This is a genomic window from Mycobacterium sp. Root135, from assembly GCF_001426545.1.
Taxonomy (GTDB): domain Bacteria; phylum Actinomycetota; class Actinomycetes; order Mycobacteriales; family Mycobacteriaceae; genus Mycobacterium.
The window spans coordinates 554,954-572,531 of record NZ_LMEZ01000005.1 but is presented as its reverse complement, the minus strand read 5'-3'; the positions used below and the strand labels follow the sequence as shown (position 1 = coordinate 572,531).

Sequence of the window (17,578 nt, the reverse complement as noted above, 5' to 3'; positions counted from 1 at the left end):
GGACCATGCTGAACCCGGCCCTTCTCTGGAGCCGGGCGGTTGATCGGATCAAGCGGCGAGACCCAGAGCACGACGCAGCACGACGCGCGGTGCGCGCGGCACTGGTGTTGCCGTTGGCCGCCGCGACGGGCTTCGCCCTCGGAAGCGGTTCGCAGACACCGTTGTTCGCCATCTTCGGCTCGGTCGCCCTGTTGATCACCGTCGACTTCCCCGGCAACCGGCCCGCACGTGCGTTGGCGTACGGCGGCCTCGGCGTCAACGGCGCCATCCTCATCACGCTCGGCACGCTGGTGGCGCCCCTTCCGTGGGTCGCGGTCCTGACGATGTTCGTCCTCGCCGTCATCGTGACGTTCTCCGGTGTTCTCAGCGAGACGTTCGCCGCGGGCCAACGGTCGACGCTGATGCTCTTCGTGCTGCCGGCCTGCACGCCGGTAGGTCCCGTTCCGGAGCGCCTGTTCGGCTGGTTCATCGCGCTCTCGCTGGCCGTGCCCGCCGCGCTGTTCCTGCTTCCGCCCCGACACCACGACGACCTCCGACGTCACGCCGCCCTGGTGTGCCGGACGCTGGCCGACCGGCTCGACGGCGACGCCACCGACGACGACGTGTCGACGGCAATGGGCGCGCTGCGGGCCAACTTCCTCGGCGCCGACTTCCGTCCGGTCGGACTGACCGCGGGCAGCCGTGCGCTGGTGCGGGTGGTCGACGACCTGCAGTGGCTGGCCGACCGCGTCACCGACACCAGCGGCGAGCTGCTGGCGGAGATGAGGGATCCCGTCGTCCGGGTGCTGCGCGAAAGCGCCCTGGTGCTCAGCACGGCGGTCGCCGGCCGCGACGCCCACCGCGCCAACCTGTCCGAGGCACTCGCCATCCAGCGGTTGATCGCCCAGAGCCGCTATCGCGACGACATCATCGAGATCCTCGCCGAACCGAACGACGCCACCGCCATCGGCGTCGGCCGAAAGTTGCTGACACGCAGGACCATTTCCGGGTGCGTCGGGACGACCGGGCGGGTCATCGGCATCGCCGCGGCGGCCGACGCGCGTCCCGTGTGGGCCAGGGTGCTCGGACGCAGACTTCCGGAGGCCGGGGCTGCCGAGCGGCTGCTGTCGGAGTCTCAGGCGCTGACGTCGCTGCCAGGCGGGTTCCTGGCCACCCGCGCCGTCGTGGTGCGCAACAGCATCCGCACCGGGCTCGGGCTCGCGCTCGCGGTGGCCGTCACCCACGTCTTTCCCGTCCAGCACGGCTTCTGGGTGGTGCTCGGCGCCATGTCGGTGCTGCGCAGCAGCGCGCTGACGACGGGCACCCGGGTGGTCCGCGCCGTCGTCGGGACCACGATCGGCTTCCTGCTCGGCGTGGCGTTCATCGAGCTGATGGGCGTCGACCCGGTCGTGCTGTGGGTGGCGCTACCCGCCGTCGCCTTCGGCTCGGCGTACGTGCCGGAAGTCGCCTCGTTCGTCGCGGGTCAGGCGATGTTCACGATGATGGTGCTGATCATCTTCAACGTCATCAGTCCCAGCGGCTGGCAGGTGGGCCTGCTCCGGGTGGAGGACGTCGTCGTCGGCGCCTTGGTGGGCGCGGTGGTGTCACTGCTTCTGTGGCCACGCGGCGCGGCGGCCAGGGTGTCCCGCGCGGTCGACGCGTCCATCGCGGCAGGCGCCACGTTCCTCACCATCGCGGTCAAGCGGGTGACGCGAGGCGCGTCGGAATCGGCCGACGACAAGGTGTACTCGTTGAGCCACGCGGCCATGTCGGCGTCGCGGACGTTGGACGATGCAGTCCGCCAATACCTTTCGGAGAGCGGCGGGTCGACGGACCGGCGCGCCCCGGCGATCCGGGCCGTCAACCGCGCCGTCCGGGTGCGCACCGCCGCCGAGTTGATCGCCGACGTGGTGCCGCCGCCGATCACCGCCTATCCGCGGGTGCGCGAGGTTCTCGAGCTACACACCTCGGTGATCCGGGAGCGCCTGCACGGTCGGCGGCCGGTGCACGACCTCGGCCCGATCGGCGACGACTTCGTGCTTGCCCTGCGCGCCGAGGCCGGCAGCGACGACCTGTCGATCAGGGCGGCGCTGCCGCTCGTCACCGTCGCGGCGAACCTCGGCGAGCTGGAACTGCTGTACCCGGAGCCGGTGCACCCCGCCGCCCTACGGAGCGGTTAGCGCCCGCCCCGGTGCGGCATCAGGGCATTCGGCGGGATGGCACCGAACTTGCCCGCGTTGAAGTCCTCGAGCGCCTCGATCACCTCGGCCTTGGTGTTCATCACGAACGGGCCGTAGTGGAAGACCGGTTCGCGAATGGGCTTGCCGCCCAACAACAGAACCTCCATCGCGGGGTTGCGCGCGTCCTGGCTGGAACGCGCCGAGACGGAGATCCGGTCACCGGGTCCCATCACCGCGAGCTGGCCCTGGCGGATCGGGTTTCCGACCGGGCCGACGGCCCCTTCGCCCGCCAGCACGTAGACCAGCGCGTTGAAGTCGCGGTTCCACGGCACGTCGAGACGAGCACCGGGCTGAATCGTGGCGTGCGCCAACGTGATCGGCGTGTACGTCGAACCCGGTCCCTGCTGTTCGTCGATCTCACCTGCGATGATCCGCAGGAGGGCGCCACCGTCGTCGGAGGCCAGCAGCTTGACCTCGCCGCCTTCGATGGACTGGTAACGCGGCGCGGCGAACTTGTCCTTACGGGGCAGGTTGACCCACAGCTGAATGCCGTGGAACGTCCCGCCACTCTCGACCAGTTCGGCAGGCGGCGTCTCGATGTGGAGGACGCCCGCGCCGGCGGTCATCCACTGGGTGGCGCCGTCGGTGATGAGCCCGCCGCCGCCGTGCGAATCCTGATGGGCGAAGCGGCCGTCGATGATGTAGGTGACGGTCTCGAAGCCGCGGTGCGGGTGCCAGTCGGTGCCCTTCGGCTCGCCGGGCTCGTATTCGACCTCACCCATCTGGTCCATGTGGACGAACGGGTCGAGGGCGGCGGCGCTGACGCCGGCGAAGGCGCGAACCACGGGGAATCCCTCGCCCTCGTACCCCTTGGGGCCGGTGGTGATGGACAGCACGGGCCGCTCGGTGTCGGATGCGGCGGGCCCCGCGACGCGGGGCAGGGTCAAGGTGTCGGCGGTGATGGCGGGCACTGGTACCTCCTTGGTGACGTGTACCCAGCATAACCGGACCGCGGTCCGATTCATTCCAAAGGCCACCGCCGCGAGCAGTCGCAAATGTGTCGCGACACGCCGCAAAACGTGCAGCTTTGCGACTGCTCGCGGCCGTGGGGTCAGGCGAGAATGGCGCTCGCCGCAGCACGGGCATCGGCCGCGGTGGCCGTGTCCAACGCGGCGGCCGCCGCTTCCTGGCACTGCGCGAGCGTGACCTGGGCCAGCTTCGCGCCGACGGCGCTGACCGCCGCGGCGGCCGCAGAGAGGGACGAGACGCCGAGGCCCACCAGCACACAGGCCAGGTACGGATCGGCGGCGGCCTCACCGCAGACGCCGACGGGCTTGCCGACCGCCACCCCGGCCTTGGCCGCCATCGCAACCAGCGCCAGCACGGCTGGCTGCCACGGGTCGGTCAGCGTGGCCAGCTCGGCCGACATCCGGTCGGCGGCCATCGTGTACTGGGTCAGGTCGTTGGTCCCGATCGACAGGAAGTCCACGTGGTCGAGGATGCGGTCGGCGAGCAGCGCGGCCGCGGGCACCTCGATCATCACGCCCGGCACCAGGCCGTGGGCGCGCGTCTCGTCGGCGAACGCCTTGGCCTCGGCCGGGGTGGCGATCATCGGCGCCATCACCCACGGCGAGCTGCCGGTGTTCTTCGCCGCCGCGGCGATGCCCTCGAGCTGCCTGGTCAGGATGCCGGGATTGCCGTCCGCGATGCGGATGCCGCGCACGCCAAGCGCCGGGTTGGCCTCGTCGGGATGGCCGACGAACTTCAGCGGCTTGTCCGAACCAGCGTCGAGCGTGCGGATGACGACCTTCTGCCCGGCGAACGCGTCGAGCACCTCGCCGTAGATCTGCGCCTGCTCGTCCACCGACGGTTCGGTCGAGCGGTTGAGGAAGCACAGCTCGGTGCGGAACAGCCCGACGCCCTCGGCCGGGGTATCCCGCGCCGCCCGCGCAGCCGCGCCGTCCTGGACGTTGGCCAGGATCGCGACGACGTGTCCGTCGGCGGTGGCGCCGGGGCCACTCCAGCTCTTGGCGAGGTCGGCTTCACCCCGGGCGACGGCGACGGCCTGGGCCGCCTCGGCCTCGTCCGGCGCGACGGTGACGGTGCCGACCGTGCCGTCGACCATCACCATGGTGCCGGCGGCGACGGAGTCGAGGCCGTCGACGGCGACCACGCAGGGGATGCCGAGTTGCCGGGCGATGATCGCGGTGTGGCTGGTGGGTCCGCCGAGCGTGGTGGCGAGGGCGACGACCAGTGACGCGTCCAGACCCGCGGTGTCGACGGGAGCGAGGTCCTCGGCGCACAGGATCGACGGCACCTCGGGCACCGGGACGCCGGGTTCGGGCAGGCCGTTGAGTTCGGCGATGACGCGGTCGCGGATGTCGCGCAGATCGGTCACGCGCTCTGCCATCAGCCCGCCCAACTGGGTGAACATGGTGACGAACTGGTCGACGGCGCCGGTCACCGCGCTGACGGCCTGGTTGCCCTGCCCGATCCGCTTCTCGGCGGCGGCGATCCAGGCGCGGTCCTGCGCCAGCTGCGCCGTCGTCGCCAGCACCTCCGAGGCGGCACCCGAGGCGTTCGCCGCACGCTCCCGCAGCCGGTCGGCCACGGCGGCGGCCGCAGCGGTGAACCGGGCCACCTCTCCCGGGCGCCGGGATTCCTCGAGATCGGCTGTGGTCGACGCAGCGTCGACCGTCGGCCGCGAGCCCGGTCTGATCACTGGCGCGTACTGCACGCCGCCCACGGCGGGGATGCCGCGGAGGACGGTTCCGGCCGTTGGCTGCGAGACGTCCGCGGGATGCAGTGATACGGGAGACGAAGTAGCGCTCATGTGAACTAGATTACAACAAACCGTTGACAAGTCAACACATTCAGGGGTAAAACCAACTATATCAACATTCGAAACATGCATAACCCACAAAAACGGAGAGTCATGTACGCCGAAGAGCGCCAACAAGCGATCGCCGCATTGGTGATCAGCCAGGGTCGCGCCTCGGTCACCGAACTCGCACACACCTACGACGTCACGACCGAGACCGTGCGCCGGGACCTGGCCGTACTCGACCGGGCCGGCGTCCTGCGGCGCGTCCACGGTGGAGCCGTCCCCACCCGGGCGCTCCACCTCGTCGAACCCGGCGTCGGCGAGCGGGAAACCACCCGCGCCGACTACAAGGACGCCATCGCCGAGGCCGCCTCCGAATTCTTCCCCCTCAACGGCGCCAGCGTGCTGCTCGACGCGGGCACCACGACCGCCCGCATCGCCAACCAGCTGCCCACCGACCGCGACCTCGTCGTCGTGACCAACTCGGTGCCCATCGCCGCCCGGCTGGCGTCGATGCCGACGGTCTCGCTGCAGCTGCTCGGCGGTCGCGTCAGGGGCGTCACCCAGGCCGCGGTCGGCGAGCAGACCCTTCGGGTGCTCGACAACCTCCGCGTCGACATCGCGTTCATCGGCACCAACGGCATCAGCGCCAGACACGGACTATCCACCCCCGACAGCGAGGAGGCCGCCGTGAAGCGCGCCATGGTCGCGTGCGCCAACTACGTCGTCGTCGCCGCCGACTCGACGAAGGTGGGCCGCGAAGACTTCGTCAGCTTCGCGCCGATCTCCAGCGTCGACACCCTCATCACCGACGCCGAGATCTCCGACGCCGACCGCCGGACCCTCACCGACGAAGGCGTCGAAGTCATCACGACGGGAGCTCCCGAATGATCGTCACCGTTACCCCCAACCCCAGCATCGACCGCACCGTGTCACTGGGCGCAACGCTCACTCGCGGCGCCGTCCACCGCGTCACCTCCGCCACCAGCGAGCCGGGCGGCAAGGGCGTCAACGTCGCACGGGCCTTGGCACTCGCGGGCCTCGACACCCTCGCCGTCCTCCCCACCGCCGACGACGACCCCATGGTGGCCGCCCTACGCGTGGCCGGCGTCACCTTCCGCAGCGTCCCCGTCGGCGGAGTCGTTCGGACCAACCTCGCGATCACCGAGGCCGACGGCACCACCACCAAGCTCAACGAGCCCGGCGCACCGCTCGACGCCGACGCACTGGACGCGCTGACCCGCGCCGTCCTCGCCCACGCCGAAACCGCCTCGTGGATCGTGCTTTCCGGGTCACTGCCGCCCGGCGTTCCCGACGACTGGTACGCCGACGTGGTCGCGCGACTCGCGTCGGCACCCTGCCAGGTCGCCGTCGACACCTCCGAGCGTCCGCTCGACGCACTCGCCGCCGCCTTTGGCACTTCTGCACCCGACCTCATCAAGCCCAACGCCGAAGAACTCGCCGGCCTGGTCGGTGCGTCGCCCGAGGATCTGGAAAGTGCTGCTGCCCAGGGTGATCCGGCACCGGTGATCCTGGCAGCCAACCAGCTCATCGAACGCGGCGCGAAGACGATCCTCGTCACGCTGGGGGCAGCAGGCGCCGTCCTGGTCGACCCGACCGGCAGCTGGATGGCCGCCCCGCCACCCATCACCCCACGCAGCACCGTCGGCGCAGGCGACTCGTCGTTGGCCGGCTACGTGCGCGCCGCGGTCGGAGGCGCCGAGCCGCCTCGTCGCCTCCAGATGGCCGTCGCCTACGGCAGTGCCGCAGCGGCTTTGCCAGGTTCCGCCCTACCCGCCCCGTCACAGGTCGACCTGGACGCCGTCCGGGTCTACGCCATCACACCCGCCGCCATCCGCCCCTAACCAACCCGACTCACACCAGAGGAAAGAGAACCATGTCCATCATCACCACTGACCTCGTCGCCATCGACGTCGACGCGGGCGGCGACAAGGAGGCCGTAATCGGCCTGCTCGCCGCGCGTCTCGCCGATGCCGGACGTTCCTCCGACGGTGCAGGCCTCGTCGCCGCCGCCATGGCCCGCGAAGCCCAGTCCGCCACCGGTCTTCCTGGCGGCATCGCGATCCCCCACTGCCGCTCCCCCTACGTCGACCAGGCCACCATCGGCTTCGCGCGGCTCTCGCCCGCCGTCGACTTCGGCGCGCCCGACGGCCCCGCCGACCTCGCCTTCCTGATCGCGGCCCCCGACTCCGGCGGCGCCGAGCACATGAAGTTGCTGTCAAGTCTCGCAAGGGCATTGGTGCGCAAGGAGTTCGTCGCGTCGCTGCGGGCCGCCGCGTCGGCCGAAGAGGTCGTCGCACTGGTCGAGGGTGTGGTGAACCCCGCCCCGGCAGCCACCCCCGCCGCCGCGCCGGCCGCTGCCGCCGCGCCCGTCGACTCGGCGAAGACCACGACGCTGATCGCAATCACCGCCTGCCCCACCGGAATTGCGCACACCTACATGGCCGCCGACTCGCTGGCGCTGGCCGCCAAGGAAGCCGGCGTGACCATGCACGTCGAGACACAGGGCTCCTCGGGCAGCACCCCGGTGGCACCGGAGATCATCGCCGCCGCCGACGCCGTCATCTTCGCCACCGACGTGGGCGTCAAGGACCGCGGCCGGTTCGCCGGCAAGCCCGTCATCGCCTCCGGCGTCAAGCGCGCCATCAACGAACCAGCCAAGATGGTCGCCGAAGCAGTGGCCGCCGCAAGCGATCCCAGCGCCGCGCGCGTCGAAGGCTCCGCAGGCGGAGCCGCGTCGTCGTCCTCCCCGTCCGCCGCAGGCGGTGTCGGCTGGGGCACCCGCACCCGCCAGATCCTGCTCACCGGCGTCAGCTACATGATTCCGTTCGTCGCCGCAGGCGGTCTGCTGATCGCGCTGGGCTTCCTGTTCGCCGGATACGACATCGCGAACAAACCCGAGGGCGCGACGCAGTCACTGGGCAACATCATCGCCAGCACCAACTCGCTGACCAACCTGCCCGACGGCGGCTTCGTCCAGTACCTCGGCGCCGCGCTGTTCACCCTCGGCGGCTTGGCCTTCGGCTTCCTGGTGCCCGCGCTGGCCGGTTACATATCCTTCGCCATCGCCGACCGACCCGGTATCGCACCGGGTTTCACCGCAGGCGCGGTGGCGGTCTTCGTCGGCGGCGGCTTCATCGGCGGCATCGTCGGCGGTCTGATCGCCGGCTTCACCGCGCTGTGGATCAGCAAGATCAGCGTCCCCAAGGCCATGCGCGGCCTCATGCCGGTCGTCATCATCCCGCTGGGCGCTTCGCTGGTCGTCGGTCTGCTGATGTTCTTGCTTCTCGGACGCCCGCTGGCCGCCATCACCTCGGGCCTGACGAGCTGGCTCGGCGGTCTGTCGGGCAGCTCGGTGATCCTGCTCGGCGTCATCCTCGGCCTGATGATGTGCTTCGACCTCGGCGGTCCGGTCAACAAGGCGGCCTACGCCTTCGCCACCGCGGGACTCAACGTCGCCGATCCGTCGTCGCTGCGCATCATGGCTGCCGTGATGGCCGCCGGCATGGTGCCGCCGCTGGCGATGGCGCTGGCCTCGACCGTACGTCCGAAGCTCTTCACCGAGCCGGAGCGCGAAAACGGCCGGGCGGCATGGCTTCTCGGTGCCTCGTTCATCTCCGAGGGCGCCATTCCGTTCGCCGCGGCCGACCCGCTTCGCGTCATCCCGTCGATGATGGCCGGCGGCGCAGTCACCGGGGCGCTCATCATGGCCTTCGACGTGACGCTCAAGGCGCCCCACGGCGGCATCTTCGTGTTCTTCGCAATCGGCAACCTGCTCTGGTTCCTGGTCGCCCTGGCGCTGGGAACCGTCGTCGCCGCTGCCGCGGTCGTCGCCGCCAAGCAGTTCGCCAAGAAGGCGGACGCCGATACCGCCCCCGAACTCGTCGCCGCCTGACATTCTCGAACCCACCGCAAAAGGAGATTCACCATGCCCGCCAAGACCGTAATCGTCGGTTCGTCGATCGGCCTGCACGCCCGCCCCGCGGCGATCATCGCCGAAGCCGTCGTCAACGCCGGCGCTGAAGTCACCCTGTCGCTGGACGGTGGTGAGCCGGTGGACGCCGGCTCGGCGCTGATGATCATGACCCTCGGGGCCGGCAACGGCGCCGAGGTGACGGTCGCCTCCGACGACGAGGCCGCGCTCAGCACCGTCGCGGAGCTCATCCAGAAGGATCTCGACGCCTAGTTAGACCAGCAGTTTCTACTCAGGGGAGGCGCCACCAGCGCCTCCCCTGAGCTCGTCAAGAATGGTGCATGGCGCACTCCCACCGCATCGTACGATTGGCTACGTGCGCGTGCTCGTAGGGCTTGACGTGAGGGAATACGCCGTCCACGGGGCGGCGACTGCTTTGCTATCGGGGTCTCAGCGCCAGCTGGGGCTGGTCGGGGAACGAAGGGGTGACTCTTGACGCGTCGCATCGTCATGCTCGTCGCCGTGCTGTTCCTGACGGTGTTCACCGCGCCGCCTGCGATCGCGATCGAGCCGCCCGCCATCGACCCGACGGCCCTACCACCCGACGAGACCGGCCCCGACACACCGACCGAGCTACGTCGCGTCTGCTCCAGCCCGACCGTATTTCCCGGCGCCAACTTCGCGGACAAGCCCTGGGCCAACGACTACCTCCGGATCGCCGATGCGCAGAAGTTCGCCACCGGCGCCGGCGTGACCGTCGCCGTCATCGACACGGGCGTGAACGGCTCGGCCCGCGTGCCCGCCCTGCCCGGCGGCGACTTCGTCGACAAGGCCGGCGACGGCATGAACGACTGTGACAGCCACGGCACCCTGACCGCGTCGCTCATCGCCGGCCGTCCGTCGCCCACCGACGGCTTCATCGGCGTCGCACCCGACGCCCGACTGCTGTCGCTGCGTCAGACGTCGGACAACTACCAACCCGTGGGCGCCCGGCAAGACCCCAACGACCCCAACACGACCCCGACCGCTGGATCACTTCGCAGCCTCGCCCGGTCGATCGTGCACGCCGCCAACCTCGGCGCGCAGGTCATAAACATCAGCGAAGCGGCGTGCTACAAGATCACCCGGCCGATCGACGAGAAGAGCCTCGGCGCCGCAATCGAATACGCGGTCAACGCCAAGGGCGCCGTCGTCGTCGTCGCGGCAGGCAACACCGGCCAAGAATGCTCGCAGAATCCGCCGCCCGACGCGTCGACGCCGGCCGATCCCCGCGGGTGGAAGCAAGTTCAGACCATCGTCTCGCCGGCCTGGTATTCGCCGTTGGTGCTGACCGTCGGCGGCATCGGCCAAACCGGCCAGCCCAGCACCTTCTCGATGTCGGGGCCGTGGCTCGGCGTGGCCGCACCCGCGGAGAACATCATCGCTCTGGGGTACGACGGCAATCCCGTCAACGCGCTGCAGGGCCAGGACGGCCCGATTCCCATCAACGGAACCTCGTTCGCCGCGGCGTACGTCTCGGGCCTGGCCGCGATGCTCCGCCAGCGCTTTCCGGACCTGACCCCGGCCCAGATCATGTACCGCATCACCGCCACGTCGCGGCATCCCGGCGGCGGCGTCGACAACTACGTCGGCGCCGGCGTGATCGATCCGGTGGCCGCGTTGACGTGGGACGTCCCACCCGGCCCGAAGTCGGTGTCCTACAAGGTGCAGGAGATTCCGGCGCCGGTGTACGTCCCGCCACCCGACCGCGGCCCCATCACGATGGTGGTCGTGACCGGTGTCAGCCTGGCCGTGGCGCTCGGAATCCTCGCTCTCGCAAGGCGCGCACTGAGGCGCCGATGAAGAACCTGCTGTCGATCTTCGGTCTGCGCATCACCACGGGACACCTGCTCTGGGCCGCCGTCCTGATACCCGCGTGCGTGGTGTTCTTCGTCCACATCCACCTGATGTGGTTGGCGATCACGTTGGCCGTGCTGATCGCGATCGCCACGACGCTCACCGTGCGCGGCCGTCGTGTGACGGGCTGGATCGCAGCAGTGTTCTCCTGGCGGCGCCGGCACGTGGTGGCGCCCGACGCGCCGTCTGCGGCGGCCGTCGGCGCGACCGTCATCCCTGGTGACCACGTCGCGGTGCGCTGGCAGGACGACCACCTCGTCTCGATCATCGAGCTCGTCCCGCGGCCGTTCACTCCGACGGTGATCGTGTCCGGCGAGGCCTTCACCGACGACGTGCTGGACACCCAACTCGTCGAACAGCTCATCGCCACGTACTGCCCCGATCTGGAGGCCGACGTCGTCTCGGCCGGGTACCGGGTCGGACGGACGGCTCCGGCGAGCCTCGTCGCGCTCTACGACCAGGTGGTCGGGCCGTATCCGGCGCCGGCCAACCGGCGGACCTGGATCGTGTTGCGCGCGCTCCCCGAGGAGACCCGCAGGTCCGCGCTGCGCCGTGACGTCGGCGTCGCGGGGCTCGCCAGCTACCTGGTCGCCTCCACCACCCGCATCGCAGATCACCTGTCCAGCAACGGGATCGACGCCCGGTGTGGACGCAGCTTCGAGGACTTCGACCGCGCCACCGAGATCAGCTTCGAACGCGAAGCGTGGTCACTGATCAAGGGGCGCAGCACCTTCACCGCCGCATACACCGCCCTCGGTGGGCCGGACATGTGGTGGTCGGCACGGGCGGACCACACCATCACCCGGGTGCGGGTGCGCCCTGGCACCGCCCCGACGACGACGGTCCTGTTGACGACGTTGGCGGAACCGACCACGCCACGCGGGTTTTCGTGCCTCTTCGGTGGTCAGCGTGCGGCCCTGTACGGGGAGAGCCCGACGACAGATCGCCACTACGAACTGCCGATCGGCTCGGCGGGCGTGCTGGTCGGCGAGACGGCCGACCGGTACCCGGTGTACATGCCGTTCGACGACGTCGACGTCAGCATCAACCTTGGTGACGCACGACTGTTCACGCAATTCGTGATCCGCTCGGCCGCTGCCGGTGCCGTCATCACCCTTGGTCCGCAGTTCCGCGAGTTCGCCGGGCTCATCAACGCTCGCGTGGGCACGGTCGCGAAGATCGTCTGGCCCAACTCGACGACGTACCTGGGGCCGCACCCCGGCGTCGGACGAGTCGTGTTGCGGCACAACTTCATCGACACGCCACGTCATCGCCAGCTGCCGATCCGGTTGATCAACCCGCGTGAGGAAAGCCGCTACCAGATGGCGCTCGAGCCATGACACTTCAATTGTCGGACCCGTGCGCGGGCGGGTGTGAGGAGGACTGATGGGCGACGGCATCAAGGTCGACACGGGAGACCTGCGCACGAAGGCAAGACAAGTTTCGAACGTCGAGTTCGCCGATGCCGAGGGACTGTCGTCGGGGCTCCAGGCACCGGATAGCTTGCCCCACACCAAGCGGACCATCGAACACCTTCAGGCCAATGCCGACTACCTGGCCAAGAACCAGGCGTTCGCGAAGACCGAACAGCAACGACTGGCCGACACGTTGAACTCGGTCGCCAAGGCGTACGACGACTTCGACGAGGCGGCGCGGCACAGCATCGACAGCGGCGGGCCCGCACCCGCACCCGTCGTCCCGGCAGGTAGCGGCACTCCCGAACCGAAGGCTCCTGGCGACTTGGCGGCACCGTCAAGGTCGAGCAGCGGAAGCAACCTCTTCATCGACCTCGCCCAAGACGCACTCGGGAGCGGCGACCACGGTGCCTCCCTCGAGGCGGCACGCAACAAGTGGGACGCCAACGGCGTCGCTCTGCAGAAGGCGGGGGCGACGTTCATCGCGCCCATCGTCAACTGGGAGGGCGATGCCGCCGACGAGGCGTACGGCAAGTTCTTCAACTACGGCAACTGGATCACCCAACTCGGCCAGAAGTGGCAAGCGTTGGCGGTTGAGGCGCAGAAGGTGTGGGACGCCCACCTCGCTGCAGTAGGCGAGCACAACCCGGTCTATGAGCAGTACAAGTCGTTGGAAGACAACATGACCACGGCCAACCAGCATGCGAGCTTGGTCGCGATGGACAAGCTGGTCAAGCAGTCCGAGCACATCCAGGACATCTACACGGCGAAAGCTGCGGTCGAACGTGTGACGGTGGACAACCCGCCTCCGCCCGTCGGCACGCCTTCGGCGCCGGTGACCGAGAACGGGGACCCGAGGAAGCTGCCGTCCGACTGGGACCGGACACATCCGGGCCAGGGCCCCGGATCGCCCGCCGGCGGCGGCGGTGGCGGCGGCGGGCAGCCACCGGGAGGTTCGCCGACGATGCCGCAGTCCCCGTCGCACGGGGTGTCGCCGATGTCGGCCGAAAAGGGTGCCGGCGAGCCCTCGGGCGGGCAGGGCTCGGGCTCAGGTGGCGGTTCACCGTCCGGCGGCGGCTCGCCCTCGGGTGGATCGCCAGGCGGAGGCATGCCAGGTGGCGGACCTGAAGTCACACCGATCTCGCCCGATGATCTCGGCCTGCACCCCGCCGCGGCCGAAGCAGGTGGTGGCGCCGGTGGCGGCTCCGGGGGCGGCGCAGGCGGCGGAGCAGGTTCAGTACCGTTGCAGCCCAGCGTTGCCGGGGTCTCGGTCGGACCGGGGCCGGCAGGAGCAGGCGCCGCGGGCGGTGCCCCGGCCGCCGGTGGACCTGGCGGCGCGATGGGCGGTGGCATGGGTGGAGGTATGGGCGGCGGCCACGGTGGCCAGGCCCAGGGCGGCAAGGAAAAGAAGCGGACCCCCGGGTTGTCCCCCGACGAGGATCTCTACGTCGAGGATCGGGAGTACACGCAGGGCATCATCGGTGACCGGAAGCGCAGGACCGTTCAGGATCCCAAGGACTCCAAGTGACCGAGGACATGCATCCGCAGGTGGCGGCGGTGCTGAAGCAGGCGCAGCGCCTGCAGTCGCTGATGGACGAGCAGCTGAGCAAGATGGCGGGCGAGACGTTCACCGCCACCGATGAGGCGAGGACCGTCGAGGTCACGCTGAACGGCCATCACTGGCTGACCGACGTCTTCATCGAAGAGGGCCTGTTGCGGCTCGGAGCCGACACGGTCGCCGCGCGAGTCAACGAGGCATTGCAGAACGCCGGGGCGACCGCGTCCGCGTCGATCGAAGCCGACCGGGAGCGCATAGATTCCGCGGTCGCCGAGATCACCTCCGACATCAACGACGCCAACCGCTGACACCAGGAGTACGTGCGATGGATCGGATCCTGCCGCGCGGGACGCGGGGCATTTTGGTGCGCGGTGTAGCAAGGTTTTCGGCTTACGGTGAAGGCGTGTGGGCGTCGACGGTGCGCGGCGTGACCGGCGAGTGTTGCGGGGGTGCGGGCATGTACGGGGTAGTCGAAGGAACGCGCGGATGAGCACGCCTGCTCACGACGGGTGGCCGTCATCGCAGCCAGGGGATTCCACGTCCGGCGATCAGGGGCAGCCGTACGGCCAGCCCTTCGACCCGACGGTGTCCAGCCCGAAGCAGCAACCCCCACCGCCAGGGTGGGAGCAGGGCACGTGGACCCAGCACGGTGGTTCCAAGACCACCGACGGCAACGGCCGATGGCTGCTGTTCGGCATCGGGGTGCTGGTGGTCTTCATCGTCGCAGCGGCCATCGCATTCCTGGTTCTCTAGGTATGCGCGCATGAGCACGCCGCCACAAGGTGAAGGATGGCGGCCGGGCGACCCGCACGGATCTGGGCCGCCCTGGCAGCAGGGCCCGTGGCTGCATCCGCCCGGACCGCCGCCGCCGACCGGCAACGGCCTGAAGTGGCTCCTTGGCGCGGTGGCGGTGCTGTTGGTGATCGCAATAGCCGTGGGCATCACGGTGATCGTGATGAGCCGTGGCGGGGATTCGGGGCCAACTGCGTCGCCGACTGACGCTCTAGGCGACGTCGCTAGTGCGAACGACACGGGGCCGGTTTCCGTGATCACGGATGAACCGACATGCGCGAGCTATATTCCCATCAACAACAGCATTGCCGATGTCGAGGCAAAAGGCTGGGGTGCTCAACGAAGCTCGCTGGGGCCTGTGTCGGCGTGGACTGCCGACCAGCGGTCACAAGTGCTTTCAGTTGCCAACGCCATACGGAACGCAGCCAACCAAGTCGTGCCGCTTATAAAACAGACCCCACATCGCGTGGTGCGCGAACTCTACGAACAGTTCGCGGCCTATGGACACGCCTACGCAGACAATATCGACACATATACGCCAGCGAATAATGCCTTAGCATCCGCCAATGTCAATGCCGGTAGTGCGTTAGCCGGCATATGTAACGCGATTACTTATGGACCCGCTGCCCGCGCTACTTCGATTGCTTCTGCGCGGGAGCCGAGTGAGGTGATGGCGCCCGCCGACCCTAGCGACCGTCAGATGTTCGTCACGTCGCCAGGCGATACGTGCACGTACTGGGTTGATCGTGAAAGCCAGTTCACTTCCGCGACAATCGATTGGGCCGGCCTCGACACTGGTGTCCTCGGCTCCCACTGGACGCCCGCACAAAGAAGCCTTCAGCTGTCGGCGGTGTCCCACCTGGCGGAATGGGCGGATGACATGGAGGCCGCAGGTGAGCAGAGCAACAACCCGGTGTTCGACGATTTCGCGGCGCTTGCTGCTCTTAACATTCGCGCCTACGTCCCGCTCGGAGACAAGTACATCGACACCGATGCGTGGCTGACCTATACGGCTTTCCGTCTGAGTAACGTCATTTCCGGGGCATGTCGTGCGGCCGGGTGAGTCCGGAACCATGGCGATTGATTGTTCACTGTTCGGCGTGGATGAGAACCGGCCCTCGCAGCTCCAGGCAGATGGCAGTCACTTGAAGATCGTGCGGGACCGGTGTCCCGCTAGCGCAAACTCGGCCCTAGTTACGTCAAAATTCGTGCGTCGCCTGCGGTCAATGTTCCCCTACGCTAGATAGGGATGCGCGTCGGTAAACTCCGGGGCGTGATGAGCGGATTGCGCGGAGGTACAGCAGTGCAGATGCCAGCCGCAGGTAGGCAATCGTGAGCATGCCTCCCCCCGATGGATGGCAGCCGCCGCAACATTCCGGGCCACCCCCGAACCAGGGCCAGCCGTACGGACAGTCCGGCTACTACCCTGAGCAGCCGCCTCCCGGTTGGCAGCAGGGAGCTTGGCCGCCAGCGCCGCCGCCGCACAGCAACAGTGGCATCAAATGGTTGCTGGTTGCCGTAGCCGTTCTTTTGGTGATTGGGATCACTATCGGTGCCACTCTGATCTTTACCCGCAACTCCGACAACGGGGGAGCAACTCCCGCGCCGCGTACGCCGGGCGATATCGCTAGTTCAAGTGACACGGGACCTATAGGCGTGATTACTGACGAGCCAACATGCAATACATTCAACGGAATTAACAACAATCTCGCCGCCGTACAAACAAATGGCTGGGGCGAAGTCCGCTCAACGCTCGGCCCGGTAGCGGAATGGACAACCGAACAGCGGTCGCAGGTCGAGGCTGTCGCGACGTCTGTCCGGACGGCAACCGACCAGCTTGTGCCACTGGTCAAACAGACCCCTCATCGCCTAGTGAGGGAGCTCTACGAGCAGTTCATTGCATATGGCCGGGCCTATTCCGACAGCATTCCCAACTACATACCCGCCAACGACGGGCTTGCGTCGGTCTTCGTCAACTCCAGTTCGGCGATGGTCGGAATTTGCAATGCCATACAACTCGGTTCAGCGAGTCGATCGCTGAACCAAGCTACGGCCCAACCATCGACAAATACACCACCCATCGGCGATCCGTCTGAACCAAACCTTTTTGTAACAACTTCGAACAGCACATGTACAGAGTGGATCGCTCGCCTAGACAGGTTCAACGCTGAGACTTCACCCGAGTGGCAACACCGCGATTCGGGCATCCCTGGCTCCCAGTGGGACGCAAATCGGAAGCAAATAGAGGATGCCGCTCGACCCCTGCTCAACTCCTATGCTGATGATATTCAGATGCTAGGACGACAGAGTGCCAACTTTGTGCTTGAGGACTTCGCAAATGCTTCAGCAGCGTATATTCGCGCTTATCTAGCTGCTGGAGACTCCTACATAAACGCCGACGGATGGCTCAATTATGCAGCGTTCCGGATTGCAAATCTTGTATCTGGAGCTTGTCGGGCCACGGCAGGCTGAACCGCGGTGACAATCGCGCGCCCGACTGGCGAATACAAAACCCAGATGACCACGCCTCCCACCGCATGGCCTGAGGCAGACGAGGACGCGTACGGGCTTCGCGCCGGCGAACTACTACGGACTGCCTTACAGCTCGAAAAGTCCAGTAGTTCCTGGCTGAGATCGCAGACGTCAATTTTCGACGGCAACACCTGGTTCGGCAAGGCTTCAGATGCCGGCAAAAAGAAAATTGACGCTGTATCGAGTCGGATGCAGTCCACGGGTGAGCTTCTAGGAGACACTGCGGCCTTCCACCGAAGCGCGTCGGAATCCATAAAAAATGCAAAGGAGCACATCGCCGCTAACTGCGACGCGGCCCAGGAGGTAATCGACGATCTGCTATCCCGTAACTTACAGACGAACGAAGACCAGCAAAAGCGCGCGGACGCGATCGCGGCTATCGTCGACCAAGCATTGCGTGCCAATGAATCCGTCGTCAGCGCGGCTGGGACTGCAATAACGGCTGGGCAGCCCTATCCGCCCGTTTCC

The 17,578-nt window shown here is 68.0% G+C and carries 14 protein-coding genes; 12 read left to right on the top strand and 2 right to left on the bottom strand.

Annotation, left to right across the window (positions count from 1 at the left end):
- Positions 1 to 5: 5 nt before the first annotated feature.
- On the top strand, positions 6 to 2,159 hold the full coding sequence (locus tag ASD37_RS13865) for an FUSC family protein (RefSeq protein ID WP_056551667.1): 2,154 nt from the start codon (positions 6 to 8) through the stop codon (positions 2,157 to 2,159).
- On the opposite strand, the gene ASD37_RS13860 is transcribed toward ASD37_RS13865, so the two are convergent.
- On the bottom strand, positions 2,156 to 3,130 hold the full coding sequence (locus ASD37_RS13860; protein WP_056551665.1) for a pirin family protein: 975 nt from the start codon (positions 3,128 to 3,130) through the stop codon (positions 2,156 to 2,158). The genes ASD37_RS13865 and ASD37_RS13860 overlap by 4 nt on opposite strands.
- Before the next feature lie 140 nt (positions 3,131 to 3,270).
- Positions 3,271 to 4,992: a putative PEP-binding protein gene (locus tag ASD37_RS13855; protein ID WP_200959889.1), complete on the bottom strand. Its 1,722-nt coding sequence runs from the start codon at positions 4,990 to 4,992 to the stop codon at positions 3,271 to 3,273.
- Between the two features lie 102 nt (positions 4,993 to 5,094).
- Here ASD37_RS13855 and ASD37_RS13850 point away from each other — a divergent pair, with 102 nt between their 5' ends.
- The 11 genes from ASD37_RS13850 (at position 5,095) to ASD37_RS31470 (ending at position 17,050) form a co-directional block, all read left to right on the top strand.
- The gene (locus ASD37_RS13850) at positions 5,095 to 5,874 is read left to right on the top strand and encodes a DeoR/GlpR family DNA-binding transcription regulator (protein ID WP_056551663.1); all 780 of its coding nucleotides are present in this window, start codon (positions 5,095 to 5,097) and stop codon (positions 5,872 to 5,874) included.
- The gene (locus tag ASD37_RS13845; RefSeq protein ID WP_056551661.1) at positions 5,871 to 6,848 is read left to right on the top strand and encodes a 1-phosphofructokinase family hexose kinase; all 978 of its coding nucleotides are present in this window, start codon (positions 5,871 to 5,873) and stop codon (positions 6,846 to 6,848) included. Before ASD37_RS13850 ends, ASD37_RS13845 begins: the two co-directional genes overlap by 4 nt.
- A gap of 32 nt (positions 6,849 to 6,880) precedes the next feature.
- Positions 6,881 to 8,899: a fructose-specific PTS transporter subunit EIIC gene (locus tag ASD37_RS13840; protein WP_056551659.1), complete on the top strand. Its 2,019-nt coding sequence runs from the start codon at positions 6,881 to 6,883 to the stop codon at positions 8,897 to 8,899.
- A gap of 33 nt (positions 8,900 to 8,932) precedes the next feature.
- Positions 8,933 to 9,190, top strand: a complete 258-nt coding sequence (locus tag ASD37_RS13835; protein WP_056551657.1) for an HPr family phosphocarrier protein — start codon at positions 8,933 to 8,935, stop codon at positions 9,188 to 9,190.
- A gap of 237 nt (positions 9,191 to 9,427) precedes the next feature.
- Complete coding sequence (gene mycP, locus ASD37_RS13830) at positions 9,428 to 10,759, top strand: type VII secretion-associated serine protease mycosin (protein WP_056551655.1); 1,332 nt, start codon at positions 9,428 to 9,430, stop codon at positions 10,757 to 10,759.
- Positions 10,756 to 12,153, top strand: a complete 1,398-nt coding sequence (gene eccE, locus ASD37_RS13825; protein ID WP_056551653.1) for a type VII secretion protein EccE — start codon at positions 10,756 to 10,758, stop codon at positions 12,151 to 12,153. Before mycP ends, eccE begins: the two co-directional genes overlap by 4 nt.
- A 46-nt stretch (positions 12,154 to 12,199) precedes the next feature.
- Entirely contained in the window at positions 12,200 to 13,756 is a 1,557-nt protein-coding gene (locus ASD37_RS32535; RefSeq protein WP_056551652.1) for a hypothetical protein, read from the top strand.
- Positions 13,753 to 14,094, top strand: coding sequence for a YbaB/EbfC family nucleoid-associated protein (locus ASD37_RS13815; RefSeq protein WP_185934799.1), 342 nt, complete (start codon positions 13,753 to 13,755; stop codon positions 14,092 to 14,094). Before ASD37_RS32535 ends, ASD37_RS13815 begins: the two co-directional genes overlap by 4 nt.
- A gap of 178 nt (positions 14,095 to 14,272) precedes the next feature.
- Positions 14,273 to 14,539 (top strand): hypothetical protein, encoded by a 267-nt coding sequence (locus ASD37_RS13810; protein ID WP_056551649.1) that lies wholly within the window; start codon positions 14,273 to 14,275, stop codon positions 14,537 to 14,539.
- A gap of 10 nt (positions 14,540 to 14,549) precedes the next feature.
- The gene (locus tag ASD37_RS31475; RefSeq protein WP_156720872.1) at positions 14,550 to 15,641 is read left to right on the top strand and encodes a hypothetical protein; all 1,092 of its coding nucleotides are present in this window, start codon (positions 14,550 to 14,552) and stop codon (positions 15,639 to 15,641) included.
- 443 nt (positions 15,642 to 16,084) lie between these two features.
- Complete coding sequence (locus ASD37_RS31470; protein WP_156720871.1) at positions 16,085 to 17,050, top strand: hypothetical protein; 966 nt, start codon at positions 16,085 to 16,087, stop codon at positions 17,048 to 17,050.
- Positions 17,051 to 17,578: the final 528 nt, after the last annotated feature.

Bases quoted from the DNA above. Each gene is read 5' to 3' on its own strand.
- ASD37_RS13835 (WP_056551657.1), top strand. From the start codon at position 8,933: ATGCCCGCCAAGACCGTAATCGTCGGTTCGTCGATCGGCCTGCACGCC.
- eccE (WP_056551653.1), top strand. From the start codon at position 10,756: ATGAAGAACCTGCTGTCGATCTTCGGTCTGCGCATCACCACGGGACAC.
- ASD37_RS32535 (WP_056551652.1), top strand. From the start codon at position 12,200: ATGGGCGACGGCATCAAGGTCGACACGGGAGACCTGCGCACGAAGGCA.
- ASD37_RS13865 (WP_056551667.1), top strand. From the start codon at position 6: ATGCTGAACCCGGCCCTTCTCTGGAGCCGGGCGGTTGATCGGATCAAG.
- ASD37_RS13850 (WP_056551663.1), top strand. From the start codon at position 5,095: ATGTACGCCGAAGAGCGCCAACAAGCGATCGCCGCATTGGTGATCAGC.
- ASD37_RS13810 (WP_056551649.1), top strand. From the start codon at position 14,273: ATGAGCACGCCTGCTCACGACGGGTGGCCGTCATCGCAGCCAGGGGAT.
- mycP (WP_056551655.1), top strand. From the start codon at position 9,428: ATGCTCGTCGCCGTGCTGTTCCTGACGGTGTTCACCGCGCCGCCTGCG.
- ASD37_RS13840 (WP_056551659.1), top strand. From the start codon at position 6,881: ATGTCCATCATCACCACTGACCTCGTCGCCATCGACGTCGACGCGGGC.
- ASD37_RS13845 (WP_056551661.1), top strand. From the start codon at position 5,871: ATGATCGTCACCGTTACCCCCAACCCCAGCATCGACCGCACCGTGTCA.
- ASD37_RS31475 (WP_156720872.1), top strand. From the start codon at position 14,550: ATGAGCACGCCGCCACAAGGTGAAGGATGGCGGCCGGGCGACCCGCAC.
- ASD37_RS13855 (WP_200959889.1), bottom strand. From the start codon at position 4,992: ATGAGCGCTACTTCGTCTCCCGTATCACTGCATCCCGCGGACGTCTCG.